The 18,218-nt window shown below is 66.2% G+C and carries 17 protein-coding genes; 10 read left to right on the forward strand and 7 right to left on the reverse strand.

What is annotated here, in order from left to right; genetic code table 11:
* Window positions 1–22 precede the first annotated feature (22 nt).
* Together GGD63_RS36760 and GGD63_RS36765 are read left to right on the forward strand one after the other, a co-directional pair.
* A complete protein-coding gene (locus GGD63_RS36760) occupies window positions 23–232 on the forward strand; it encodes a hypothetical protein (RefSeq protein WP_008560963.1) in 210 nt (69 codons plus the stop codon).
* Between the two features lie 196 nt (window positions 233–428).
* Complete coding sequence (locus GGD63_RS36765) at window positions 429–983, forward strand: hypothetical protein (RefSeq protein ID WP_183249718.1); 555 nt, start codon at window positions 429–431, stop codon at window positions 981–983.
* 121 nt (window positions 984–1,104) lie between these two features.
* Here GGD63_RS36765 and GGD63_RS36770 read toward each other — a convergent pair whose 3' ends face one another.
* The gene (locus tag GGD63_RS36770; protein ID WP_183249719.1) at window positions 1,105–1,986 is read right to left on the reverse strand and encodes a metallophosphoesterase; all 882 of its coding nucleotides are present in this window, start codon (window positions 1,984–1,986) and stop codon (window positions 1,105–1,107) included.
* Between the two features lie 104 nt (window positions 1,987–2,090).
* On the opposite strand from GGD63_RS36770, the gene GGD63_RS36775 reads away from it, so the two are divergent.
* The 5 genes from GGD63_RS36775 (at window position 2,091) to GGD63_RS36795 (ending at window position 6,134) form a co-directional block, all read left to right on the forward strand.
* Window positions 2,091–2,582 carry an NUDIX domain-containing protein gene (locus tag GGD63_RS36775; RefSeq protein ID WP_183249721.1) on the forward strand — a complete coding sequence of 164 codons (492 nt, stop codon included), beginning with the start codon at window positions 2,091–2,093 and terminating at the stop codon, window positions 2,580–2,582.
* Window positions 2,583–2,644: 62 nt separating this feature from the next.
* Window positions 2,645–3,592 carry a glycosyltransferase family 2 protein gene (locus tag GGD63_RS36780; RefSeq protein WP_183249723.1) on the forward strand — a complete coding sequence of 316 codons (948 nt, stop codon included), beginning with the start codon at window positions 2,645–2,647 and terminating at the stop codon, window positions 3,590–3,592.
* A gap of 124 nt (window positions 3,593–3,716) precedes the next feature.
* On the forward strand, window positions 3,717–4,232 hold the full coding sequence (locus tag GGD63_RS36785) for a GNAT family N-acetyltransferase (protein ID WP_183249725.1): 516 nt from the start codon (window positions 3,717–3,719) through the stop codon (window positions 4,230–4,232).
* 36 nt (window positions 4,233–4,268) lie between these two features.
* Window positions 4,269–4,940 carry a methyltransferase domain-containing protein gene (locus tag GGD63_RS36790; RefSeq protein ID WP_183249727.1) on the forward strand — a complete coding sequence of 224 codons (672 nt, stop codon included), beginning with the start codon at window positions 4,269–4,271 and terminating at the stop codon, window positions 4,938–4,940.
* A 36-nt stretch (window positions 4,941–4,976) separates the two neighbouring features.
* A complete protein-coding gene (locus GGD63_RS36795; RefSeq protein WP_246785802.1) occupies window positions 4,977–6,134 on the forward strand; it encodes a hypothetical protein in 1,158 nt (385 codons plus the stop codon).
* Between the two features lie 87 nt (window positions 6,135–6,221).
* On the opposite strand, the gene GGD63_RS36800 is transcribed toward GGD63_RS36795, so the two are convergent.
* The 6 genes from GGD63_RS36800 to GGD63_RS36825 all read right to left on the reverse strand — a co-directional run bounded on the left by GGD63_RS36800 (window position 6,222) and on the right by GGD63_RS36825 (window position 16,399).
* On the reverse strand, window positions 6,222–8,630 hold the full coding sequence (locus GGD63_RS36800; RefSeq protein WP_183249732.1) for a TonB-dependent receptor: 2,409 nt from the start codon (window positions 8,628–8,630) through the stop codon (window positions 6,222–6,224).
* 148 nt (window positions 8,631–8,778) lie between these two features.
* A complete protein-coding gene (locus GGD63_RS36805) occupies window positions 8,779–9,177 on the reverse strand; it encodes a DUF2946 family protein (protein WP_183249734.1) in 399 nt (132 codons plus the stop codon).
* Between the two features lie 398 nt (window positions 9,178–9,575).
* Window positions 9,576–11,639: a hypothetical protein gene (locus GGD63_RS36810; RefSeq protein ID WP_183249736.1), complete on the reverse strand. Its 2,064-nt coding sequence runs from the start codon at window positions 11,637–11,639 to the stop codon at window positions 9,576–9,578.
* Between the two features lie 7 nt (window positions 11,640–11,646).
* Window positions 11,647–14,460 carry a DUF4159 domain-containing protein gene (locus tag GGD63_RS36815; RefSeq protein ID WP_183249738.1) on the reverse strand — a complete coding sequence of 938 codons (2,814 nt, stop codon included), beginning with the start codon at window positions 14,458–14,460 and terminating at the stop codon, window positions 11,647–11,649.
* Window positions 14,457–15,401 (reverse strand): DUF58 domain-containing protein, encoded by a 945-nt coding sequence (locus GGD63_RS36820; RefSeq protein ID WP_183249740.1) that lies wholly within the window; start codon window positions 15,399–15,401, stop codon window positions 14,457–14,459. Before GGD63_RS36820 ends, GGD63_RS36815 begins: the two co-directional genes overlap by 4 nt.
* Window positions 15,401–16,399 carry a MoxR family ATPase gene (locus GGD63_RS36825; protein WP_080137678.1) on the reverse strand — a complete coding sequence of 333 codons (999 nt, stop codon included), beginning with the start codon at window positions 16,397–16,399 and terminating at the stop codon, window positions 15,401–15,403. The genes GGD63_RS36820 and GGD63_RS36825 overlap by 1 nt, the downstream gene beginning before the upstream one ends.
* Window positions 16,400–16,662: 263 nt before the next feature.
* Between GGD63_RS36825 and GGD63_RS36830 the strand changes: the two genes are divergently transcribed.
* Genes GGD63_RS36830 through GGD63_RS36840 form a run of 3 tightly spaced genes read left to right on the forward strand, consistent with a single transcriptional unit; the run spans window position 16,663 to window position 18,214 of the window.
* Complete coding sequence (locus tag GGD63_RS36830) at window positions 16,663–17,274, forward strand: DUF1285 domain-containing protein (RefSeq protein ID WP_183249742.1); 612 nt, start codon at window positions 16,663–16,665, stop codon at window positions 17,272–17,274.
* Window positions 17,271–17,954, forward strand: a complete 684-nt coding sequence (locus GGD63_RS36835; RefSeq protein ID WP_183249744.1) for a CoA pyrophosphatase — start codon at window positions 17,271–17,273, stop codon at window positions 17,952–17,954. Before GGD63_RS36830 ends, GGD63_RS36835 begins: the two co-directional genes overlap by 4 nt.
* Window positions 17,951–18,214 carry a DUF6111 family protein gene (locus GGD63_RS36840; protein ID WP_183249746.1) on the forward strand — a complete coding sequence of 88 codons (264 nt, stop codon included), beginning with the start codon at window positions 17,951–17,953 and terminating at the stop codon, window positions 18,212–18,214. Before GGD63_RS36835 ends, GGD63_RS36840 begins: the two co-directional genes overlap by 4 nt.
* The last annotated feature ends 4 nt before the right edge of the window (window positions 18,215–18,218 follow it).

Genomic DNA, 18,218 nt, shown 5'->3' on the forward strand with positions numbered 1-18,218 from the left:
GCAGTTCGAGAGGAGACTGACAATGACCAAAGGCAGCAATTTCTGGGTGATCGGCGGCGAGTTCGGTTCGATGAACTTCCACAAGCTCGTGGAAGGCTCGGCCCAGGTCAAAGGTCCGTTCAAGACCCGCAAGGAAGCCGAGGACTGCTGGCGCGAGGTGTCGGAAGAGAGCCGCCACAAGGCCGGCGTCCGCTTCTCGATCGTGGAAGAGCCGTCGCGCGTCTCGGCCTGAGGGCCTGGCTGCCGATCTGAACCAAGAAGACGTCCAAGGACGGATGGTCCCATCCAGGCTCTGCCTGGGTGGGATCGTCTGTTTTTGGCACAGGTCAATGGCCTGTGGGCGCCGTAAGTATCTGGAATTATGGGCCCTTTGCGGACGGTTTGGTTGCTGATAGGTTAACGGGGATAAGTCGAGGACGAGGCCGACAATGTCAGAGCCCGAGACCAGCGGGACCCATCCCAGCCAGCCGCGCCCGGTGCGGCTGCGCGATGCGCTGCTGCGCGCACGGATCGAGGCCGCCGACCGGACCGGCGTCGTCGTCGACTTGCGCGACGCCGAGGTGGCGCGGCTCGAGATCCTCAACGACGCGCTTGATCCGCTGTTTGCGCAGGTCCCGGAGCAGGTCGACCTGTTCGACCGCGGCATCAGCCAAGGCGATACGCCGAGACTCTGGATCGACGTCGTCGCGCACATCATGATGGGGCGCGACAAGCGGATGTACCGCTTCGTTCAGGACACCCGCTTCGGCCGCATCGTGCTCGCCGAATCGCACGACACCGCTGTCATCGTCGATGCCGTCACCGACTATGTCGCGCGCCGCATGATCGAGCGCGAGCACGCGATGGTGGTCCCGCCCGAACCACAAGCCCCAGCCGCCGCACCGCCGCGCCGCTCGCGGGTCTGGCCGTTCGTATTCGGCTTCATCCTCGGCGCCGCCGCGCTGTTCGGCGTCGCCGTGCTGGCGGTCCTGCGGGGCTGGTGAGGACGCGCACTGTCATTCCGGGGCGCGCGAAGCGCGAGCCCGGAATCCATTCATCGTCACGTACCGCGGCCCGATGGATTCCGGGCTCATGCTTCGCATGCCCCGGAATGACGGCGTGACCTCAGATCAACCTTGCCTGCTTGATCTGCCCAATCTGGAATCCCGTCCCCAGCGCCCGCACCGTCTGCTCGCAGCGCCAGCCGGCATTGTCCTTCTCGATTCTGAACAGATTGTACGCCGCCGCCGGATAGCGTCCGTGCGCGAGCGCGGAGGCCGAGGGCACGCCCAGCGCGGGAATGTTGCCGTTGGGACCCTCGAACCACATCGTCGAATGAATGTGGTCGTGTCCGTGCAGGATCAGCTCGACGCCATGGCGCTTCAACACCGCCAGGAGATCGGCAGAGTCCGTCATCCGCTTCTGGCGCGTGGCGGACTTCAGCGGATGATGCACCAGCAGCACGCGGAAGACGTCCTCGGCCGCGAGCCGTTCGAGCACCTCGGCGAGCGCGGCGAGCTGATCGCGCCCGAGCGTGCCCGTCGCCATCAGCGGCAGCGTCGGCACCGCCGTCGACAGGCTGATCAGCGCCAGCGGCCCGCGCCGGCGCACGGACGGGAAGCCGATGCGGCCGTCGTCGCCTGCAAGATAGGGTGCAAAGGTCTCGCTGAAGCGATGAAAAGTGGCGCGGACATAGGCGTCGTGATTGCCGGGAATCGTGGTGACGCGGTCGGGCGGCCCGACCTCGTCGAGCCAGGCGCGTGCGGGGGCGAACTCCGCCTCCAGCGCCAGATTGACGAGATCGCCCGTCACCGCGATGTGGTCGGGCGCCTGCGCCTTCATGTCGGCGACGAGCGCGTCGAGCACCTCGCGGCGCTGGTATTTGTGGCGGTTGCGCGTCCAGTTGACGTAGCCGAGCGCGCGCTTGCCGGCGAGCTCGATCAGCCGCGGCTTCGGCAGCGGCGCCAGATGCGGGTCGGACAGATGGGCGAGCGTGAAGGGGGCCATGGCGCGCGATTGCCTCGCTATTCGTTCACTGTAATGGCAAGGTCGAAAGGACTGTGCAAGCGGGGCCCGGACAGGGGCCTGTTGGGAGTTTTGTTGGGAGCCTGATGGGGGATGGTCTGAACCGCGTTCGACGCAAATTCGAGCCGCTGCTGCGGCGGATCTTCCACGCCTATTTCCTGCTGGTGCGCGGCATGACGCTCGGCGTCCGCGCCGTGGTGCTGGACGCCGAGAACCGGGTGTTCCTGGTCAGGCACAGCTACATCAGCGGCTGGTATCTGCCCGGCGGCGGCGTCGATCTCGGCGAGACCATGGAGCAGGCGATGCGGCGCGAGCTCAAGGAGGAGGGCGACATCGATCTCACCGGCGAGCCCGTGCTGCACGGCATCTTCCTCAACAGCCATGTCTCCCGCCGCGACCACGTCGCGGTCTACGTCGTCAGGCAGTTCAGGCAGGATCGGCTGCCCGAGCCCAACCACGAGATCGTCGAATGCGGGTTCTTCGCGATCAATGCGCTGCCCGAGGGGACCACGCTCGGCACCCGGCAAAGAATCGCGGAGGTGCTGGACGGCCGGCCGCTGATTGCGACGTGGCGGTGAGGACGGCCTGTGCTAGTAGTCACCGGGTCTGCGGTCTCGACGTATGGACGGGGAGATGTAGATTGCCTGAAGCGACGAGCTCATGGCCATTTCGGGTCGCCGTGCTGGTTCCCTGCTACAATGAGGAAGCCGCCGTCGCGACGGTCGTCGCCGATTTCCGCAAGGCACTGCCTGCGGCCGAAATCTACGTGTACGACAACAACTCGACCGACCGTACCGCGGCGATCGCGCGCGAGGCAGGAGCGGTCGTGCGGAGCGAACGACGTCAGGGCAAAGGCCACGTCGTGCGCCGCATGTTCGCGGACGTCGAGGCAGACATCTACGTGCTCGTCGATGGAGATGCGACCTACGACGCGCCGAGCGCGCCGCGCATGATCGACAAGCTCCTCGATGAGCATCTGGATATGGTTGTCGGGCTCCGTGTCGATCGATCGCAAGCGGCCTACCGGCGTGGTCATCGCGTGGGCAACCGGCTGTTCACCGGTTTCCTGGCATCGACCTTCGGCCACGCCTTCAAGGACATGCTGTCCGGTTACCGCGTCTTCTCGCGCCGCTTCGTCAAATCCTTCCCCGTTTTGTCCGACGGTTTCGAGATCGAGACCGAATTTGCGGTCTATGCGCTGGAATTGTCGCTCCCGGCCGCCGAGATCGAGACGCCCTATTATGCGCGCCCGGAAGGTTCCGTCTCCAAGCTCAATACCTGGCAGGATGGTTTGTGCATCTTCAATACGATGCTGAGGCTCAACCGATCGGAGCGGCCGCTGCGCTTCTTTTCGGCGATCGGCATCGTCCTCGCGCTGCTGTCGATCGCTCTCGGACTGCCCGTCGTAATCACCTTCCTCGAAACCGGCCTCGTGCCGCGCTTCCCGACCGCCATGCTCGCCATGGGTCTGATGATCATGGCGCTGCTTTCGGCTTCGTCGGGGCTCGTGCTCGACACCGTGACGCGCGGCCGGCGGGAAATGAAGATGCTCGCCTACCTGTCCCAACCGCCGCTCGGGAGGAACTGAAATTGCCTCTGAGGCGGGCCTAATCCCATGGACCACCGCCCTCCGAGGTGATATCCCGCCCGCGCCGGCCGACCATTTTTTCCCGACGCGAACCGATGCCTCCGCTTGAAGACCCCATGACGCGATGAACGATCTCTCACTCACCATCCTGCCGGAAGTTGCCGGCGATGCTCAGGCGATCGAGCGGCTGCACGAACGCACCTTCGGACCCGGCCGCTTTGTGCTGAGCGCCTACCGCATCCGCGAGCACGTGGATCACGTGCAAGGACTGTCCTTCACCGCCCGCATCGGTACGTTGCTGGTCGGATCCGTGCGGCAATTGCCGATCTGCGTCGGCGACACGCCGGCGCTGCTGCTCGGGCCCCTGACGGTCGAACCTCCGTTCCGCGGCCGCGGCGTCGGCCGGCTGCTGCTCGAGCGCGCGCTGAAGGATGCGAAGGCGCAGGGCCACCGCCTGGTGCTGCTGGTCGGCGACGAGCCCTATTACAGCCGCGTCGGCTTCAAGCCGGTGCCGAAGGGACGGGTCACGATGCCGGGCCCGGTCGATTACGCCCGGCTCCTCGTCCTCGAGCTCGTCGAGGGCGCGTTCGAAGGCGTTTCGGGGCCGGTCGGTCCGGACTGGAGCAAGACGCCGACCTGACGCGCCGTCGCTTTGCAGCTCACGTGAGGTAACGCAGTGCCGGTCGATCAGCAATATTACCGGGAGGTGGCGTCCGGGAGCACGGCGGAAAAGCTGCTCGTCGCGGCGCGCGACCGCATATTCCAGGATTTCATCGCTCACATGCAGCCGTCCGCGTCGGACGAGATCCTGGACGTCGGCGTGTCCGACGTGATCAACGACGGCGCAAACGTGCTGGAAAGAAGCTACCCACATCAGCACAAGATCACAGCCTGCGGGCTCGGCGAAGGAGTCGGGTTCAAGGCGGCCTTTCCGCTATGCCGTTACGTGCAGATCGAGCCGAATACACGGCTGCCGTTTGCCGACAACGAGTTCGAGGTCGCGACCTCCAATGCTGTGCTCGAGCATGCCGGAAGCCACCAAAATCAGGTGCTCCTGGTCAAGGAGCTTTGCCGCGTTGCGAGGAGGGTGTTCATCACGGTGCCCAACAGGTTCTTTCCGGTCGAGCACCACACGGCCATCCCGCTGGCGCACTACCTGGATGGCACTTTCAGGATCGCCTGCATGATCACCGGCAAGTCGGAATGGACCGACGAGCAGAACCTGATCCTGATGACACGAAAACGGCTGCTGGCGTTCACCGCGCTGATCGCCAGGTCAGCGGCGGTGGGCTACACCGGCTTGTCGCTCGGCCCGCTATCGTCCAATCTCTATCTTGCATTCCGCTGAAGCGGAGCCAGCTCCTCCCGCCGCGGCATGATCCCAATGAAGCGAATCGGCACGAGCAAAGTCATCTTCGCCGTCTTGTTTATCGCGGTGCTGGTCGGCCATTTCTGGACCATGTTGCGATGGAATGAGGCTCGCGGCGTCTACGACGACATCTGCTACCTGCGGCAGGCGCATCTGTTTCAGAGGTTCGGGCTGGTGAGAGGCTTCGACACCAACCTCGCCCTCGACGACGATGGCTATCTGAAAGAAAAGCTGAAGGAGATCGACTACCCGAACTGGGACGATACGACTGATGCGCCCTGTCACAATTTGATGCCGGCCACAGGGAAGGTCGTCATCCAGTACCCGCCGGGTGTCGGCCTCGTGTTGGCGTTGTTTCCGAGAGGTCACCAGGTCGTATCCATGTACATGATGGCGACCGTTGTCGTCTTCGGCTTCGCGCTGTTTGCCCTTTCCATCGCGCGCACCACGAGGTCGATCCTGATGGCTGGAACGTTCGGCTGTCTTGCAATCTACCTGATGGTCAATCCGGTCAAGGCGAGCTATTCGATGGCCCCGACGGTCGTCGTGTGCGCGCTCGCAGGATGTCTCACCGCGCGATGGCTGGCGAGCCCGCAACCTCAACCGAGGATCGGACTGTTGGCGTCCATCGGCTTCCTGCTCGGATTGACAGTCGATTTCCGGCTGGCCAACCTCTTCCTGGCGTCCGGCTATGGAATGTTCCTCCTCGTCGCGTTCCTTGCGGAACGCACCGTGTCCCGGTTCTTGCAAGGAGCCGTGTTCGGCATCGCGCTGCTGGCCGGTGTGATGCCGACCATCGTTTCTTATGCCGTCAATGCCGGCAGTCCGTTCGCGTCGACCTACGGCAACAACCCCGATGTCAGGCCACTCGATTTTTCGTTCGCCGTGATCCGGGACTATCTCGCCGACCCGCTCCAGACGCTGTTGCTCATCATCGGGATTGCAGGTTCGATCTGCCTGTTGCGGCAGGCGAATGGCGTTCGCCGTGTCGCGCAGCTCACGATCGCCAATCTGGCGATCAATCTCGCCTTCTTCTTCACCTATCCGATCGCGACGCCGTACTACACCATTCCCATTTCTCTCCTGACGCTGTGGAGCCTGCTGTTTGCCGTCCTTTTCCAGGAGGTGGCAGAGGATGCTCCCGAAGCGGCCGCCTGGACCAAAGCGCGATGAGATTTGGATCAATCGTCATCGCGCTTCAGGCTGTTGTTTGCGCATGATCTTTCCGGAAAACCGCGTCACACTTTTCCGGATCATGCTTTAGAACTTGAAGTTCGCGAACGCCCGCACACCGATGCCGGGCATCAGCACCTCGTCCTTGGTGTAGGACACCGAATTGCGGATGCTCTCGTTGAGGAGATTGTTGCCGACGATGCCGGCAATCATCTCGCGCGCCCCGAACCAGTTGCGATCGAGCTTGGTCTTGTAGCTCACCTCGGCCTTCAAGAGGTTGTAACCCGGCGTCGGCGTCTCCCCGATCACGGCGATATTGTTCTGCGCGAAGGCGTGCAACAGGTTGACGCGCATCAGCCAGTTGTCGTCGCGCCAGAACACGCCGCCGCCCAGCCGCACCGGCGGAATCCGCGGCACGTTGGTGCCGTCGGTGAAGGTGGCGCGGACGACGTCGAGCTGGTTCTCGATGCCCCAGATGCCGCCCTGGAACGCGCCGACGTCGAGCTGCGACTGGAATTCGCCGCCGCGGAAGATGGCATCGCGCTGCGAATATCTCGCTTGCTGCAGCTCAAGCTGGTCCGGATTGGCGATGTCCACACAAGCCGCCTCGTCGCACGTGTTGCCGGTCAAGCGGCGGAATATGAAGCCGTTGAACTTCGTGTAGTAGCCGGTGAGTTCGAATCGGAACGGCCCTGTCGCCCGCCGCAGGCCGACCTCGATCGATTTTGCCGTTTCGATGCCGAGATCCGGATTGCCGATGTCGAAGGTAGCGGTCGCGTCATGCGCGCCGCGCGAAAAGAGCTCTGCCGGTTTCGGCGCTCGCTCGACGTATTGACCGGTAACGCTGGCGACCAGCCCCCACGGCAGATCCTGGAGCAGGCCAATGCTCGCACTCTTCGGCGTGAAGTGCAGGTTCCGCGACGTGGCAGGACCAATACTGGCAGGGTCGATATTAACGTCGAACACGGGAGGTATGAATGCCGGCGCTGTCCCGGAGAGATTGACATGCTCGATGCGTCCGGCAATTTGCGCCTTGGTGGTCTCGCTGAATTTCAGCTCGTTGAAGACGTAACCGGCGACCCTGTTGTTCCTGTTAGGGTCCCATAATCCGTTGAGTGGGCTGCCCGGATCGTCGGGGCTCGGCGCGGTCAATTCCTGATGGCCGGCCTGGACGCCGAACGCCGTGGTCACGTCGGCGAAGCGCGCGTTGAACGGCATCAGCTGCACCTCGGTGCGGATCTCCTGCTCCTTGTTGGTGAAGGTCTGGCGGATGCCGTCGCTGTTGAGATCGACGGGATCGGCAAGGCCGATCTCGTTGTGCCGGTAGTCGGTCGCGCCGGCCCAGAAGCGGATCGTGTCGATCGCGGTCGCATCGGGGCGGTACTCGCCCTTGACGTTGATCTTGGTCTGATGGCCGTCGATGCGCGTGCGGTGGTCCGCGCCGTCGATGCCGGGGATGTGGTAGAGCGAGTCGTTCTGCGTGATTGCCGCCCCGATATAGCCGCCCTGGAAGAAGTAGGAGCCGCCGATCGAGGCGCCGTCCGAGCGCGTCGCCGAGTTCGGCTGGCGGCCGTTCACGGGCCGCGTCTGGTCGTTCAGATAGGGATAGCTCGGGATCGCATAGTCCGAGGTCGTGCGGCCATAGGCGTCGGCATGGAAGGCAAAATTGCCGCCGCCGGTGTCGAGCAGCACGCCGCTCTCGATACCGCGATCGACCGAGCTGAACGCGGTGCGCGTCTCCGCGGTGACGCAAGGCGATGTCGCGGCTGAAGCGAGCGGCGCCTTGGTCGGCAGGCCGTAGGTCTGGAATGACGGCGCGCAGGAAGGCAGCGCGTCCGGAATCCGGTTGTTGGTGGCGCTGACGACGCCGCCGATCGAGGTCGAGCCGTAGCGCAGCGCAGCAGGCCCGCGCACCACCTCGACCTGGTTGGTCGCGAGCGGATCGATCGGCACGAAGTGATCCTCGCCGAGGTCGGAGGCGCCGCCGCCATTGGTGCCGTTCTCGACGATACCGACGCGGTTGACGTCGAGGCCCCTGATGATCGGCCGGCTGGAAGCGCCGGGCGCAAAGCTCGAGCCGGTGATGCCGGGCTTGGAGAACAGGAGATCGCCGAGCTGGCCGCCGCCCTCGCGGCGGATCTCATCGTTCGGCACGACGGTGACGGTGGCGAACTGGTTGGTCACGATTGGCAGTACGCCCTGCTGAGGCGCAGCCGTCGCGGGCGCTGCCGGCGCTGCTTCCGCCGTGCGCTGCTGGCTGCGCGACCGTCCGCTGCGCGCGACGCGGACCGGGCTGCGGGTCGGCACCACCCGGCGCACGATCGGGCTCGGCGCCGTCACGGTGACGGCCGGGATCTCCGTCGACGACTTGTCTTGCGCAGGCGGTTGCGCAGGTGCCTGCGCGGGTTCTTGGGCGAGCGCGGATGTGGCGGCGGCGCCGAGCAGGAGCAGGCTCGCTCCGGTCAGACGCTGCGCGCGTCGCAATTCAAATGACATGGTCCTGATTCCACTCAGGCGCCGTCCGCATGTTGGTGTGCTGATCGGAGGCGGCCTGCCGTCGCAGCGCGACGGAATTCGACTTCAACTTCTCCCGGCTGATCGCCTGAAAGCGGCGGGCCCGGGCGTGATCACGCAATGCTGGAAGTCAGGACGCGGGAGGGCCGCGCGGCTGGAACGCCGTGCCGGCCGATTTCAGATGGATGAATTCGGCATCGGTGGTGCGGTGGAGCAGCTCGATCGCCTGCGGCAGCTGCAGGAGCGGCGGCGTCGCGAACAGGACCGTGCCTGCCATCGCGACCACGGCGCAGATGGCGCAATTGTCGTCGCCTGGCTGCTCGCGGTCAGGGGCAGAGGGCGATTGCTTCTGGACCGCCGCACGGTCGGTCGAAGCGATCGCCTTGGCGCCGTCCGTCTGCTGGAGCGAGGTGAGGGGGGCGGCCTGGGCGAACCAGTGGCTGTGGCCGAAGGTCAGCGCGAATTGCACCAGCATCGCGAACAACGCGAGCCGGGCACCGTGCCTGATATGCGACCGGACCCACTTCATCTGCAAACGCCACCCCACATCGCGAGGCGCCAAACCCCTGACGTCGCGATGTTATAATGTAACATCGCAGCATCGATCCACTGATGTCAACGGCGGGCGGGCCGACCAGCGCAGACAGCCGGCCGGATGTGTCGTTCGGGCAACTAGAGTGGGACGGCATTTGGTTGAATCGATGCAAGCCAAGAGCCAAGAGCTCGGTTCACCTCTCCCGTAGGGAGAGGTCGGATCGCATCGTAAGATGCGATCCGGGTGAGGGGTTACGGCCTCACTGATCGCTGCGGCCCCTCACCCGGATTGCACTGGACGATGCTGCGCATCGCCAAGCGCAATCCGACCTCTCCCCGTCGGGGAGAGGTGAACCACGGACAGTCGGCCGAATTTCATCACGCCTTAGGCGTTCACCGCCCCTCGCGGACCCAGGTCGCCGCAAACGCGCCGAGCAGCAGCAACAAGCCGATCAGGCCGGCGAAGATCGGCAGCACGCCGACGCCCTTGACGACGCTGGCGTCGCGCATCCGCACGCCCATCCAGCCGTCGCCGGCGAACACGCTCGCCGACCGCGATGGCACGATGCGCGGCAGCTCGACGCTGTTGCCGTCGACCACGCGCACGGCATTGCCGCCGGTCGCCTGCGTCAGCGGCCTCAATGTCTCGGTGGTGGAGGTGACCTCCGAAAACTCCTTCGGATTGGTCGGTCCGACATTGATGAGCGCCTTCAGCGTGCCGTCGGTCGCCTGCCACAGGCCGAGCTCGTTCGCCGGCAGGCTGGCGCGCCACTCGCCGGGATCGCTGGCGCTCAAGGTCAGATCGTGCGACACGCCCGACGGCGAGGTCACGCTGACGGGCTGGACGCTGTCCGACATGGTCTGGCGCACCACGATGAGATTCTTGCCCTGCACCTGGAGGCGCAGCGCTTCCTCGTCGAGGTCGGGCTGCTTCATCAGCCAGTGCGACATCCGTCGCAGGAGATCGAGATGCGGCCCGCCGCCCTCATAGCCGCGCGCCCACAGCCAGATGTGGTCGGAGAGCAGAAGCGCAACGCGGCCCTCGCCGAAGCGCGACAGGAACAATAGCGGCTTGCCGTCGAGGCCCGTCATCACGGGCGGGTTGACGGAATTGCGGGTGTCGACGGTGCGGAAGAAGCGGCTCCAGTGCGGCGGCTCGAACGCCGATCCCTCCAGCCCGCGCGTGACCGGATGGCGTTTGCCGATGTCGGACAGATGCGCATAGAACGGCTTCTCCGTCACGCCGACGGGTTCGGCCGGCAGCACCGAATCCAGCGGCGTGCGCCAGATGCTGGTGTTGGAGGCGTAGTCGGGGCCGGCCGAGACCAGCACCGCGCCGCCCGCGCGCACATAGCGCGCGATGTTGTCGAAATAGGCGATCGGCAGCACGCCCTGGCGGGCGTAGCGGTCGAAGATGATCAGCTGGAATTCGTTGATCTTCTGCTGGAACAGCTCGCGGGTCGGAAACGCGATCAGCGACAATTCGTTGATCGGCGTGCCGTCCTGCTTCTCCGGCGGCCTTAGAATCGTGAAGTGCACGAGGTCGACGCTGGCGTCGGACTTCAGGAGGTTGCGCCAGGTGCGCTCGCCGGAATGCGGCTCGCCCGAGACCAGCAGCACACGCAGCTTGTCGCGCACGCCGTCGATGGCGACGACGGCGCGGTTATTGACCGGGGTCAGCTCCCTCTCGAGCGGCGAGGCCTCGATCTCGACGATGTTCGGCCCGGCATGCTTGATGTCGACGTCGACGCTTGCGCTCTGGCCGCTCGTGAGCGTGCGCTCGTTGATGACCTCGCCGTCGCGGCGCACCGTGACCCTGGCGCGCTCGCCGGAAACGCCCTGGTCGTCGAGCCGGTAGGTGATGGTCTGCATCTGGCCGACGATGCCGAAGCGCGGCGCCGCCGTGATCGCGATGCGGCGGTCGCGCTCGTCCTTCTGCCCGGTGATCAGCGCATGCACCGGCGCCTGGAAGCCGAGCGCGGCGGCGCTCGCGGGAATGTCGTGGACGCGGCCGTCGGTGATCAGGAACGCGCCGGCGACGCGATCGACCGGCACGTCCGACAACGCCGAGGCGAGGGCGCCGAACAGTCTCGTGCCGTCGGTCTCGCCGTCGGCCTGTCCGGCCTCGACGACGCGGACTTCGAGGCCCTTGATCTTCTTCAGGCCGTCGACCAGCGCCTCCTGCGCCTGGGCTGCCTCGCGATTGCGGTTGCCGAAATTCTGGCTCGGGCTCTTGTCGACGACGATGGCGGCGACCGAAGTGAGGGGATCGCGGTCCTCGCGGGTGAAGGAGGGATTGGCGAGCGCCAGCAGGAACAGCGCCAGCGCGGCGACGCGCACGGCCGCACCGCGCGCACGCGCCACCAGCAGCAGGATGGCGATGACGACGATCGCGGCCAGCGCGAGCCACAGGACGATCGCGGGAACAAGCGGCGTGAACGCGATGCCGTAATTCATATCGATCCTATTGCCCCAGACGTTCGATCAGGGCCGGTGCGTGCACCTGGTCGGCCTTGTAGTTGCCGGTCAGCGTGTACATCACGATGTTGGCGCCGGCGCGGTAGGCGAATTCGCGCTGGCGGGTGTCGCCGCTGGTCACCGGCAGCATGTACTGGCCGTCGGGGCGCACGGCCCAGGCGCCGGCAAGATCGTTCGAGGTGATGATGATCGGCGAGACGCCGTCGCCGCCGCGCGCCGGGCGCTGCGCGGCGTCGTCGTCCTCGTCGCGCGGCAGGGTCTCGACCCAGGTCTGGCCGGTGTTGAAGCGGCCGGGGAAGTCGCGCAGCAGGTAGAAGGTCTTGGTCAGCACGTGCTCGCGCGGCACCGGCTCGAGCTCGGGCACGTCGAGCGAGGACAGGATGTCGCGCAAGGCCCGCATGCCCGGCGTCTGCGACGCGCCGCTATCGCCGGGCGGTGCCTCGTAGGCATCGCGGGTGTCGAACAGCACGGTGCCGCCCTGCTTCATATAGGCGTCGATCTTGTTGATGGCGTCCTGCGGCGGCTTGGGCGCGCCGGGCACGATCGGCCAGTAGATCAGCGGGAAGAAGGCGAGCTCGTCGCGCGCGGGATCGATGCCGACGGGATCGCCGGCCTCCAGCGCAGTGCGCTGCGCCAGGAACAGCGTCAGTCCGGTGAGGCCGGCCTTGACGATGGAATCGACGTCGGCATTGCCGGTGACGACATAGGCGAGGCGGGTCTGCGACACCGCCTTCATCGCGAACTCGTCGGACGCGCTGTCGGCGCGCGACGGCGCCGGCGACAGCACAGTGAGACCTGCAAGCACGAGGCCGAGCAGGAGCATGGCGGGCGCGGCGCGGCGGCGCAGCAGCGCGGCGAGGCCGCCGCCGAGCAGCGCGACGATGATGGCGTCGATCAGGAACAGCCCGAGCGCGGTCGACAGCAGCCAGCCGCGCAAATCGCGCGGCTCGGCATTGGTGTAGGTGGCGTGCCGCGCGCGCAGGCTCGCGGTGTTCAGGGCTGCGATGCGGTCGGCGCTGGCAAGCGTGTTCACGGCGAGCGGTCCTTCTGCCGGACCGTAGAAGCCGGGCGGATGATCGGGGGTGGCGCGGTCGCGATAATCCGCAGGCAGCGGCTTTGCGGTCGCCGGCGGCGGGCCGAAGGCGCCGAAGCCGTCGAGGATCTGCAGCGGTGCCACCGTTTCGGTGGTCGCCTCGCTGGCAACACCGGCGCCGGGCTTGGTGGTGTAGCCGGACATGTCGACGACCCGCCTGAGCATTTCGACGAAGATGCCCGACATCGGCAGATCCGACCAGCGCATGTCGGCGCTGACATGGAACAGGCTGACGATGCCTTTGCCGCGATGCTCGCCGGTCACCAGCGGCGTGCCGTCTTCCAGCGAGGCCCAGCTCTTGGTGGCGAGCACGGCGTCGGGCTCGGCCAGCACCTGGCGGCTCACGGTGACATCCTTGGGCACCACGACGCCGGCGAACGGGCCGTCGGCGGCGAAAGAGGCGAGATGCTGCGGCTTCTCCCAGGTCAGGCTGCCGCCGAGCGTGCGGCCGCCCTTGCGCAGCTTGACCGGCACGAGATCGTCCTCGGCCTGCGCCAGGCGGGGTCCTGCGAACCGCACCAGCACGCCGCCCTGGTCGATCCAGGCATTGAGGCGCTCGCGGATTTCAGGCGCGATGGTGCCGACATCGGCGAGGATGATCATCGGCAGCTTCTGGTCCAGAAATTGTGTGATGCCCTGCTGCGGCGAGCCCTTGTCGGCGAGCCGTACGTCGGCGAACGGCGCCAGCGCGCGCGTGAGGTAGAAGGTCGGCGCCAGCAGCGGCTGCGCGGTCTCGCTGGTCGAGCCCGAGACGATGCCGATGGCGCGTCGGCGCCAGCGCTTGTCGAGCAGCTGCACCGCACCGGCCGAGCGCTCGCCCGAGATCTCGAGCCGGGTGATGTCGTTGCGCAGCTCGACCGGCAGGTCGAACGCGGCGTCGGTCTCCTTGTCCTGCGGGCCGAACGAGAAACGCGCTTCGCCGATCGGCGAGGCCTTCTGGTCCAGCGCGCGCACGGTGCCCACCGCAATGCCGCTGTCGGTGCGCAGCACCTTCACGGTCATCCTGGCGGCGGCGTTCTCGGCCGCGACCAGCGCCAGCGGCGAGGAGGTGCCGCCTTCGAAGATGGTCAGGCTGCGATCGCCGATGGTCTTGCCGAGGGCCTGCACGAACTCTTCGCCGCGGCCGGTGTCGACGCCGTCGGACAGCCAGGCGATCTCGCAGTCGCCGGTCCCCTTCAGGAAACGGTCAACCGCGGCGAGCGTGTCGACGCGGTCGATCGAATAGGGCTTTGGCGCGAGCTGGCGCAGCGCGACGCGCGCCGCGCCTGCGGGCATCAGCGTGATGTCGCGGTTCGGCTCGGACAGCGGCACCAGCGCAATCGCCCGGCGGTCATTGTCGGCATTGGCGATCAGCTCGTCGGCGGCCCTGATCCTGATGTCCCAGTTCGAGGCCGCGCTCCAGCCGTCGTCGAGCATGATCATCAGCGGCGCCTTGCTGCCGGCAAGGCCTGTCTGCGGATTCCAGATCGGCCCGGCGGCGGCGAAAATGACGAGGGCCGCAGCCAAAAGGCGCAGCGCGGTCAGCCACCATGGCGTCCGCGAGGGCGTCTCCTCGCGCGGCGCGATGTCGAACAGCAGGCGGGTCGGCGGAAACTCGATGCGGCGCGGCCGCGGCGGCATCACGCGCAACAGCCACCACAGCACCGGCAGGCTGACGAGGCCGATCAGCAGTAGCGGTTCGGTGAAAGCGAGCGGCAATCCCATCATGCGGCCGGCCCCGCCTTGATCGTCGTGGTGCGCGCGCCCGATTTGCTCACCTGCATGCCGGCGTGCAGATACAGCAGCAGCTCGGCGGCGGAGCGGTCGGTCGCATGCGTCGTGAACAGCCAGTCGAGCCTCGAGGTCTCGGCGCGGATCTCGTCGCGGTGCAGCGCGAGGCGCGCGGTGTAATCCTGCGCCCAGCTCTCGGCGCGGCCGGCGGTGATCACGCCGAAGCCTTCGGGTTCCACGAACTCGATGCGGCCGGAATAGGGGAACGACTCCTCGGCGGGATCGACGACCTGCACCATCGTGCCATGCGCGCCGGAGCCGGAGAGCCCGGCGAGCGTCGCACTGATCTCGGAGATCGGCGACCAGAAATCCGACAGCACGATGATCTCGGCGAGCGCGGACGGAACGAAGGAGGGCGGAAGGCTGAGGCGGTCGGCATCGTCATGCAGCATCGCCTGCGCCATCTTGTCGATGACGCTGCGGCTCGCGGTCGGCGCCATCAGCCCGGGAATGCCGACGCGTTCGCCGCCCGAGACCAGCAGCTCGGCCAGCGCGAAGGCGACGATCAGCGTGCGCTCGAGCTTGGATTCGCGCGCGGTCTTCGAGGCGAACGCCATCGAGGGCGAGCGGTCGGGCCAGATCCAGACCGTGTGCGAGGCTTCCCATTCGAGCTCGCGGACATAGAGATGGTCGTCACGTGCCGAGCGGCGCCAGTCGACGTTCTGCGCCGGCTCGCCGGAGACGAAGCGGCGATATTGCCAGAAATTCTCGCCGGAGCCGGCGCGGCGCCGGCCGTGCAGGCCGTGGATGACATTGGCGGCAACGCGACGGGCTTCTAGCACCAGGCGTGGCAGCGAAGCGGCGAGCGTACGGCTTTCGCCATCGGCACGTCGGATCGCGATGATCTCCTTTGCTGTGTGCCCGGTCTCTGCGGCCATCAACCGATCCGTGTCTTCAATTGCCGGATCACGTCCGGAATCGTGCGGCCTTCGGCGCGCGCCTGGAAGGTCAGCGCCATGCGGTGCTTCAGCACGGGCTCGGCAAGGTCGAGCACGTCGTCGATCGAGGGCGCGAGGCGTCCGTCGATCAGCGCGCGGGCGCGCACGGCGAGCATCAAGGATTGGCTGGCGCGCGGGCCGGGGCCCCAGGCGATGAACTTGCCGGCTTCGCCGCTCTCCTCGCCCGGACGGGCCGAGCGCACCAGCGACAGGATCGCCTCCACCACGGAATCGCCGACAGGCAGGCGGCGGACCAGCCGCTGCGCGGTGATCAGCGCATCCGCGCTCATCGAGCCCTTCGCCAGCGTCTCCTCGGCGCCGGTGGTCTCGAACAGGATGCGGCGCTCGGCCTCGCGGTCGGGATAGTCGACGTCGATCTCCATCAGGAAGCGGTCGAGCTGCGCTTCGGGCAGCGGATAGGTGCCTTCCTGCTCCAGCGGGTTTTGCGTCGCGAGCACGTGGAACGGCTTGGGCAGATCATGGCGCGCGCCGGCGACGGTGATGTGCTGCTCCTGCATCGCCTGCAAGAGCGCCGACTGGGTGCGCGGGCTGGCGCGGTTGATCTCGTCGGCCATCAGGAGCTGCGCGAACACGGGACCGGCAATGAAGCGGAAGGCGCGCCTGCCGGCGGTGCTCTCGTCCAGCACCTCGGCGCCGAGGATGTCCGACGGCATCAAATCGGGCGTGAACTGGATGCGCTTGGCATCGAGGCCCAGCGTGACGCCGAGCGTCTCGACCAGCTTGGTCTTGGCAAGGCCGGGCACGCCGATCAGCAGCGCATGGCCGCCGGAGAGGATCGTGACCAGCGTGTTCTCGATCACGCGGTCCTGGCCGAAGATGACGGATGCGATCGCGTCCTTTGCCGCGCGAATTTGGGCCGACACCTGCTCTGCCGAACGGACGATCCCGTCCTCGAGTTTCTCGACACTCTCCGCCATTCGCTCGCTCCTTCAGCCTGCCACGCGGCTTGCTTGCGCCGTCACTTTCCTGCGTCGTCACGCCAGCACATGGGCCCTATGCTAGACTTGCAGGAAGGCCATGTATTCGTTGAATTAACCTATCCCCACCTTATCGGCTTAAGGGTATGTAGGGCATCACGAAGTGGCGACCTCCACACCGGACTAATCCGGGGTGGAACCGAGCACCAATCGACGACGTAGACCTGCACCAATCGTGCCAGATGACAAAGTCAGGGCAAACCATGGCGAACCAAGGGCAGAGCGCCGAGCGCGGTCTTGAAGGGCTGACTGCCGCCGCCAAAAGTGCTGCCGGTGCCGAAGGCGCCAAAAAGGGCCTGCCTCCGGTGCATCTGTGGAATCCGCCGTTTTGCGGCGATCTCGACATCCGAATCGCCTCCGATGGTACTTGGTTCTACATGGGGACGCCAATCGGCCGTCACGCCCTCGTCCGCCTGTTCTCGACCATCCTGAAGCGCGAGGGCGACAAGCATTTCCTCGTGACGCCGGTGGAGAAGGTCGGCATCCGCGTCGACGATGCGCCGTTCATGGCGGTCGAGATGCTCAGAAGCGGCGAGGACAACCATCGCGTGCTGAGCTTCCGCACCAATGTCGACGACTGGGTCATTTGCGATGCCGCGCACCGGCTGCGCTTCGAGCAGGCGGCGGACGGCGGGCTGACGCCTTACCTGCATGTCCGCGCCGATCTCTGGGCCAAGGTGACTCGTGCGCTCTACTACGATCTGGTTGACATGGGCGAGGAGCGGATGGTCGATGGCCAGCCGATGTTCGGCGTCGAGTCGGCCGGCGAATTCTTCGCCATGGCCGACGCGGAGCAGGTGAGGGCCGCGCTTTGAATAAGCCTATCCCCGATAGCGAGCCCAAGCGCGAACCCGTCGCGCTCGGCGCTGCCGATTTCTTCGCCCGCTCGCGGGCGCGGCTCGGCTTCGACGTGCCGCCCGGCCTCTACGATCCCAATATCATTCCGGCCTCGGGCGATCCCGGCACCGACAAGATGCTGGAGATCATCGCGCGCGAGCAGCCGGTGCGGCCGGCGGCGGTGCTGATCGCCGTGGTCGACCATCCCGAGCCGACCATCCTCTTGACGCAGCGCTCGGCCCATCTCAACGATCACGCCGGCCAGATCGCCTTTCCCGGCGGGAAGATCGACGCGACGGATGCCTCGCCGCTCGATACCGCGCTGCGCGAGGCCGAGGAGGAGGTCGGCCTGTCCAGAGACTTCATCGAGCCGATCGGCTATCTCGACCTCTACGGCACCGCCTTCGGCTTCCGCATCCTGCCGACGGTCGCGAGGGTCAGGCCGGGCTTTGCGCTCACCATCAACCATTCCGAGGTTGATGACGCGTTCGAGGTGCCGCTATCCTTCCTGATGAACCCGGTGAACCACCAGGTGCACAGCAAGGAATTCCGCGGCATGGAGCGGTTCTACTACGCGATGCCGTTCGCGGAACGCTACATCTGGGGTGCGACGGCAGGAATGCTGCGTGTGCTGTATGAGCGGATCTATTCATCATGATGCGGACGGTTCTGACCGAGATCGGAATCTTCCTCATCCCCTTTGCCGTCTATGCGTTGTTCCTGGCCGCTACCCGTTCCGGCCTGTTCGTGCAAACGTCCTGGCCGGTCACCATCGTCTCCCGTCTCGTCCTGGTCGCGCTCGCGCTGGTGATCGCGGGCCTGATTGGCCTCGCACAATTCTCCGGCGCCGGACTGAATTCGACCTACGTTCCCGCCCATATCGAGGACGGCAAGTTCGTGCCGGGCACGGAAAGATAGGATC

It is taken from the genome of Bradyrhizobium sp. cir1 (assembly GCF_014198245.1).
Classification (GTDB): Bacteria; Pseudomonadota; Alphaproteobacteria; order Rhizobiales; family Xanthobacteraceae; genus Bradyrhizobium.

Excerpts from the sequence above, each read along its gene's own strand:
- GGD63_RS36815 (WP_183249738.1), bottom strand. The coding sequence starts at position 14,460 with ATGATGGGATTGCCGCTCGCTTTCACCGAACCGCTACTGCTGATCGGC.
- GGD63_RS36760 (WP_008560963.1), top strand. The coding sequence starts at position 23 with ATGACCAAAGGCAGCAATTTCTGGGTGATCGGCGGCGAGTTCGGTTCG.
- GGD63_RS36805 (WP_183249734.1), bottom strand. The coding sequence starts at position 9,177 with ATGAAGTGGGTCCGGTCGCATATCAGGCACGGTGCCCGGCTCGCGTTG.
- GGD63_RS36795 (WP_246785802.1), top strand. The coding sequence starts at position 4,977 with ATGAAGCGAATCGGCACGAGCAAAGTCATCTTCGCCGTCTTGTTTATC.
- GGD63_RS36820 (WP_183249740.1), bottom strand. The coding sequence starts at position 15,401 with ATGGCCGCAGAGACCGGGCACACAGCAAAGGAGATCATCGCGATCCGA.
- GGD63_RS36765 (WP_183249718.1), top strand. The coding sequence starts at position 429 with ATGTCAGAGCCCGAGACCAGCGGGACCCATCCCAGCCAGCCGCGCCCG.
- GGD63_RS36840 (WP_183249746.1), top strand. The coding sequence starts at position 17,951 with ATGATGCGGACGGTTCTGACCGAGATCGGAATCTTCCTCATCCCCTTT.
- GGD63_RS36810 (WP_183249736.1), bottom strand. The coding sequence starts at position 11,639 with ATGAATTACGGCATCGCGTTCACGCCGCTTGTTCCCGCGATCGTCCTG.
- GGD63_RS36770 (WP_183249719.1), bottom strand. The coding sequence starts at position 1,986 with ATGGCCCCCTTCACGCTCGCCCATCTGTCCGACCCGCATCTGGCGCCG.
- GGD63_RS36800 (WP_183249732.1), bottom strand. The coding sequence starts at position 8,630 with ATGTCATTTGAATTGCGACGCGCGCAGCGTCTGACCGGAGCGAGCCTG.
- GGD63_RS36830 (WP_183249742.1), top strand. The coding sequence starts at position 16,663 with ATGGCGAACCAAGGGCAGAGCGCCGAGCGCGGTCTTGAAGGGCTGACT.
- GGD63_RS36775 (WP_183249721.1), top strand. The coding sequence starts at position 2,091 with ATGGGGGATGGTCTGAACCGCGTTCGACGCAAATTCGAGCCGCTGCTG.
- GGD63_RS36785 (WP_183249725.1), top strand. The coding sequence starts at position 3,717 with ATGAACGATCTCTCACTCACCATCCTGCCGGAAGTTGCCGGCGATGCT.
- GGD63_RS36825 (WP_080137678.1), bottom strand. The coding sequence starts at position 16,399 with ATGGCGGAGAGTGTCGAGAAACTCGAGGACGGGATCGTCCGTTCGGCA.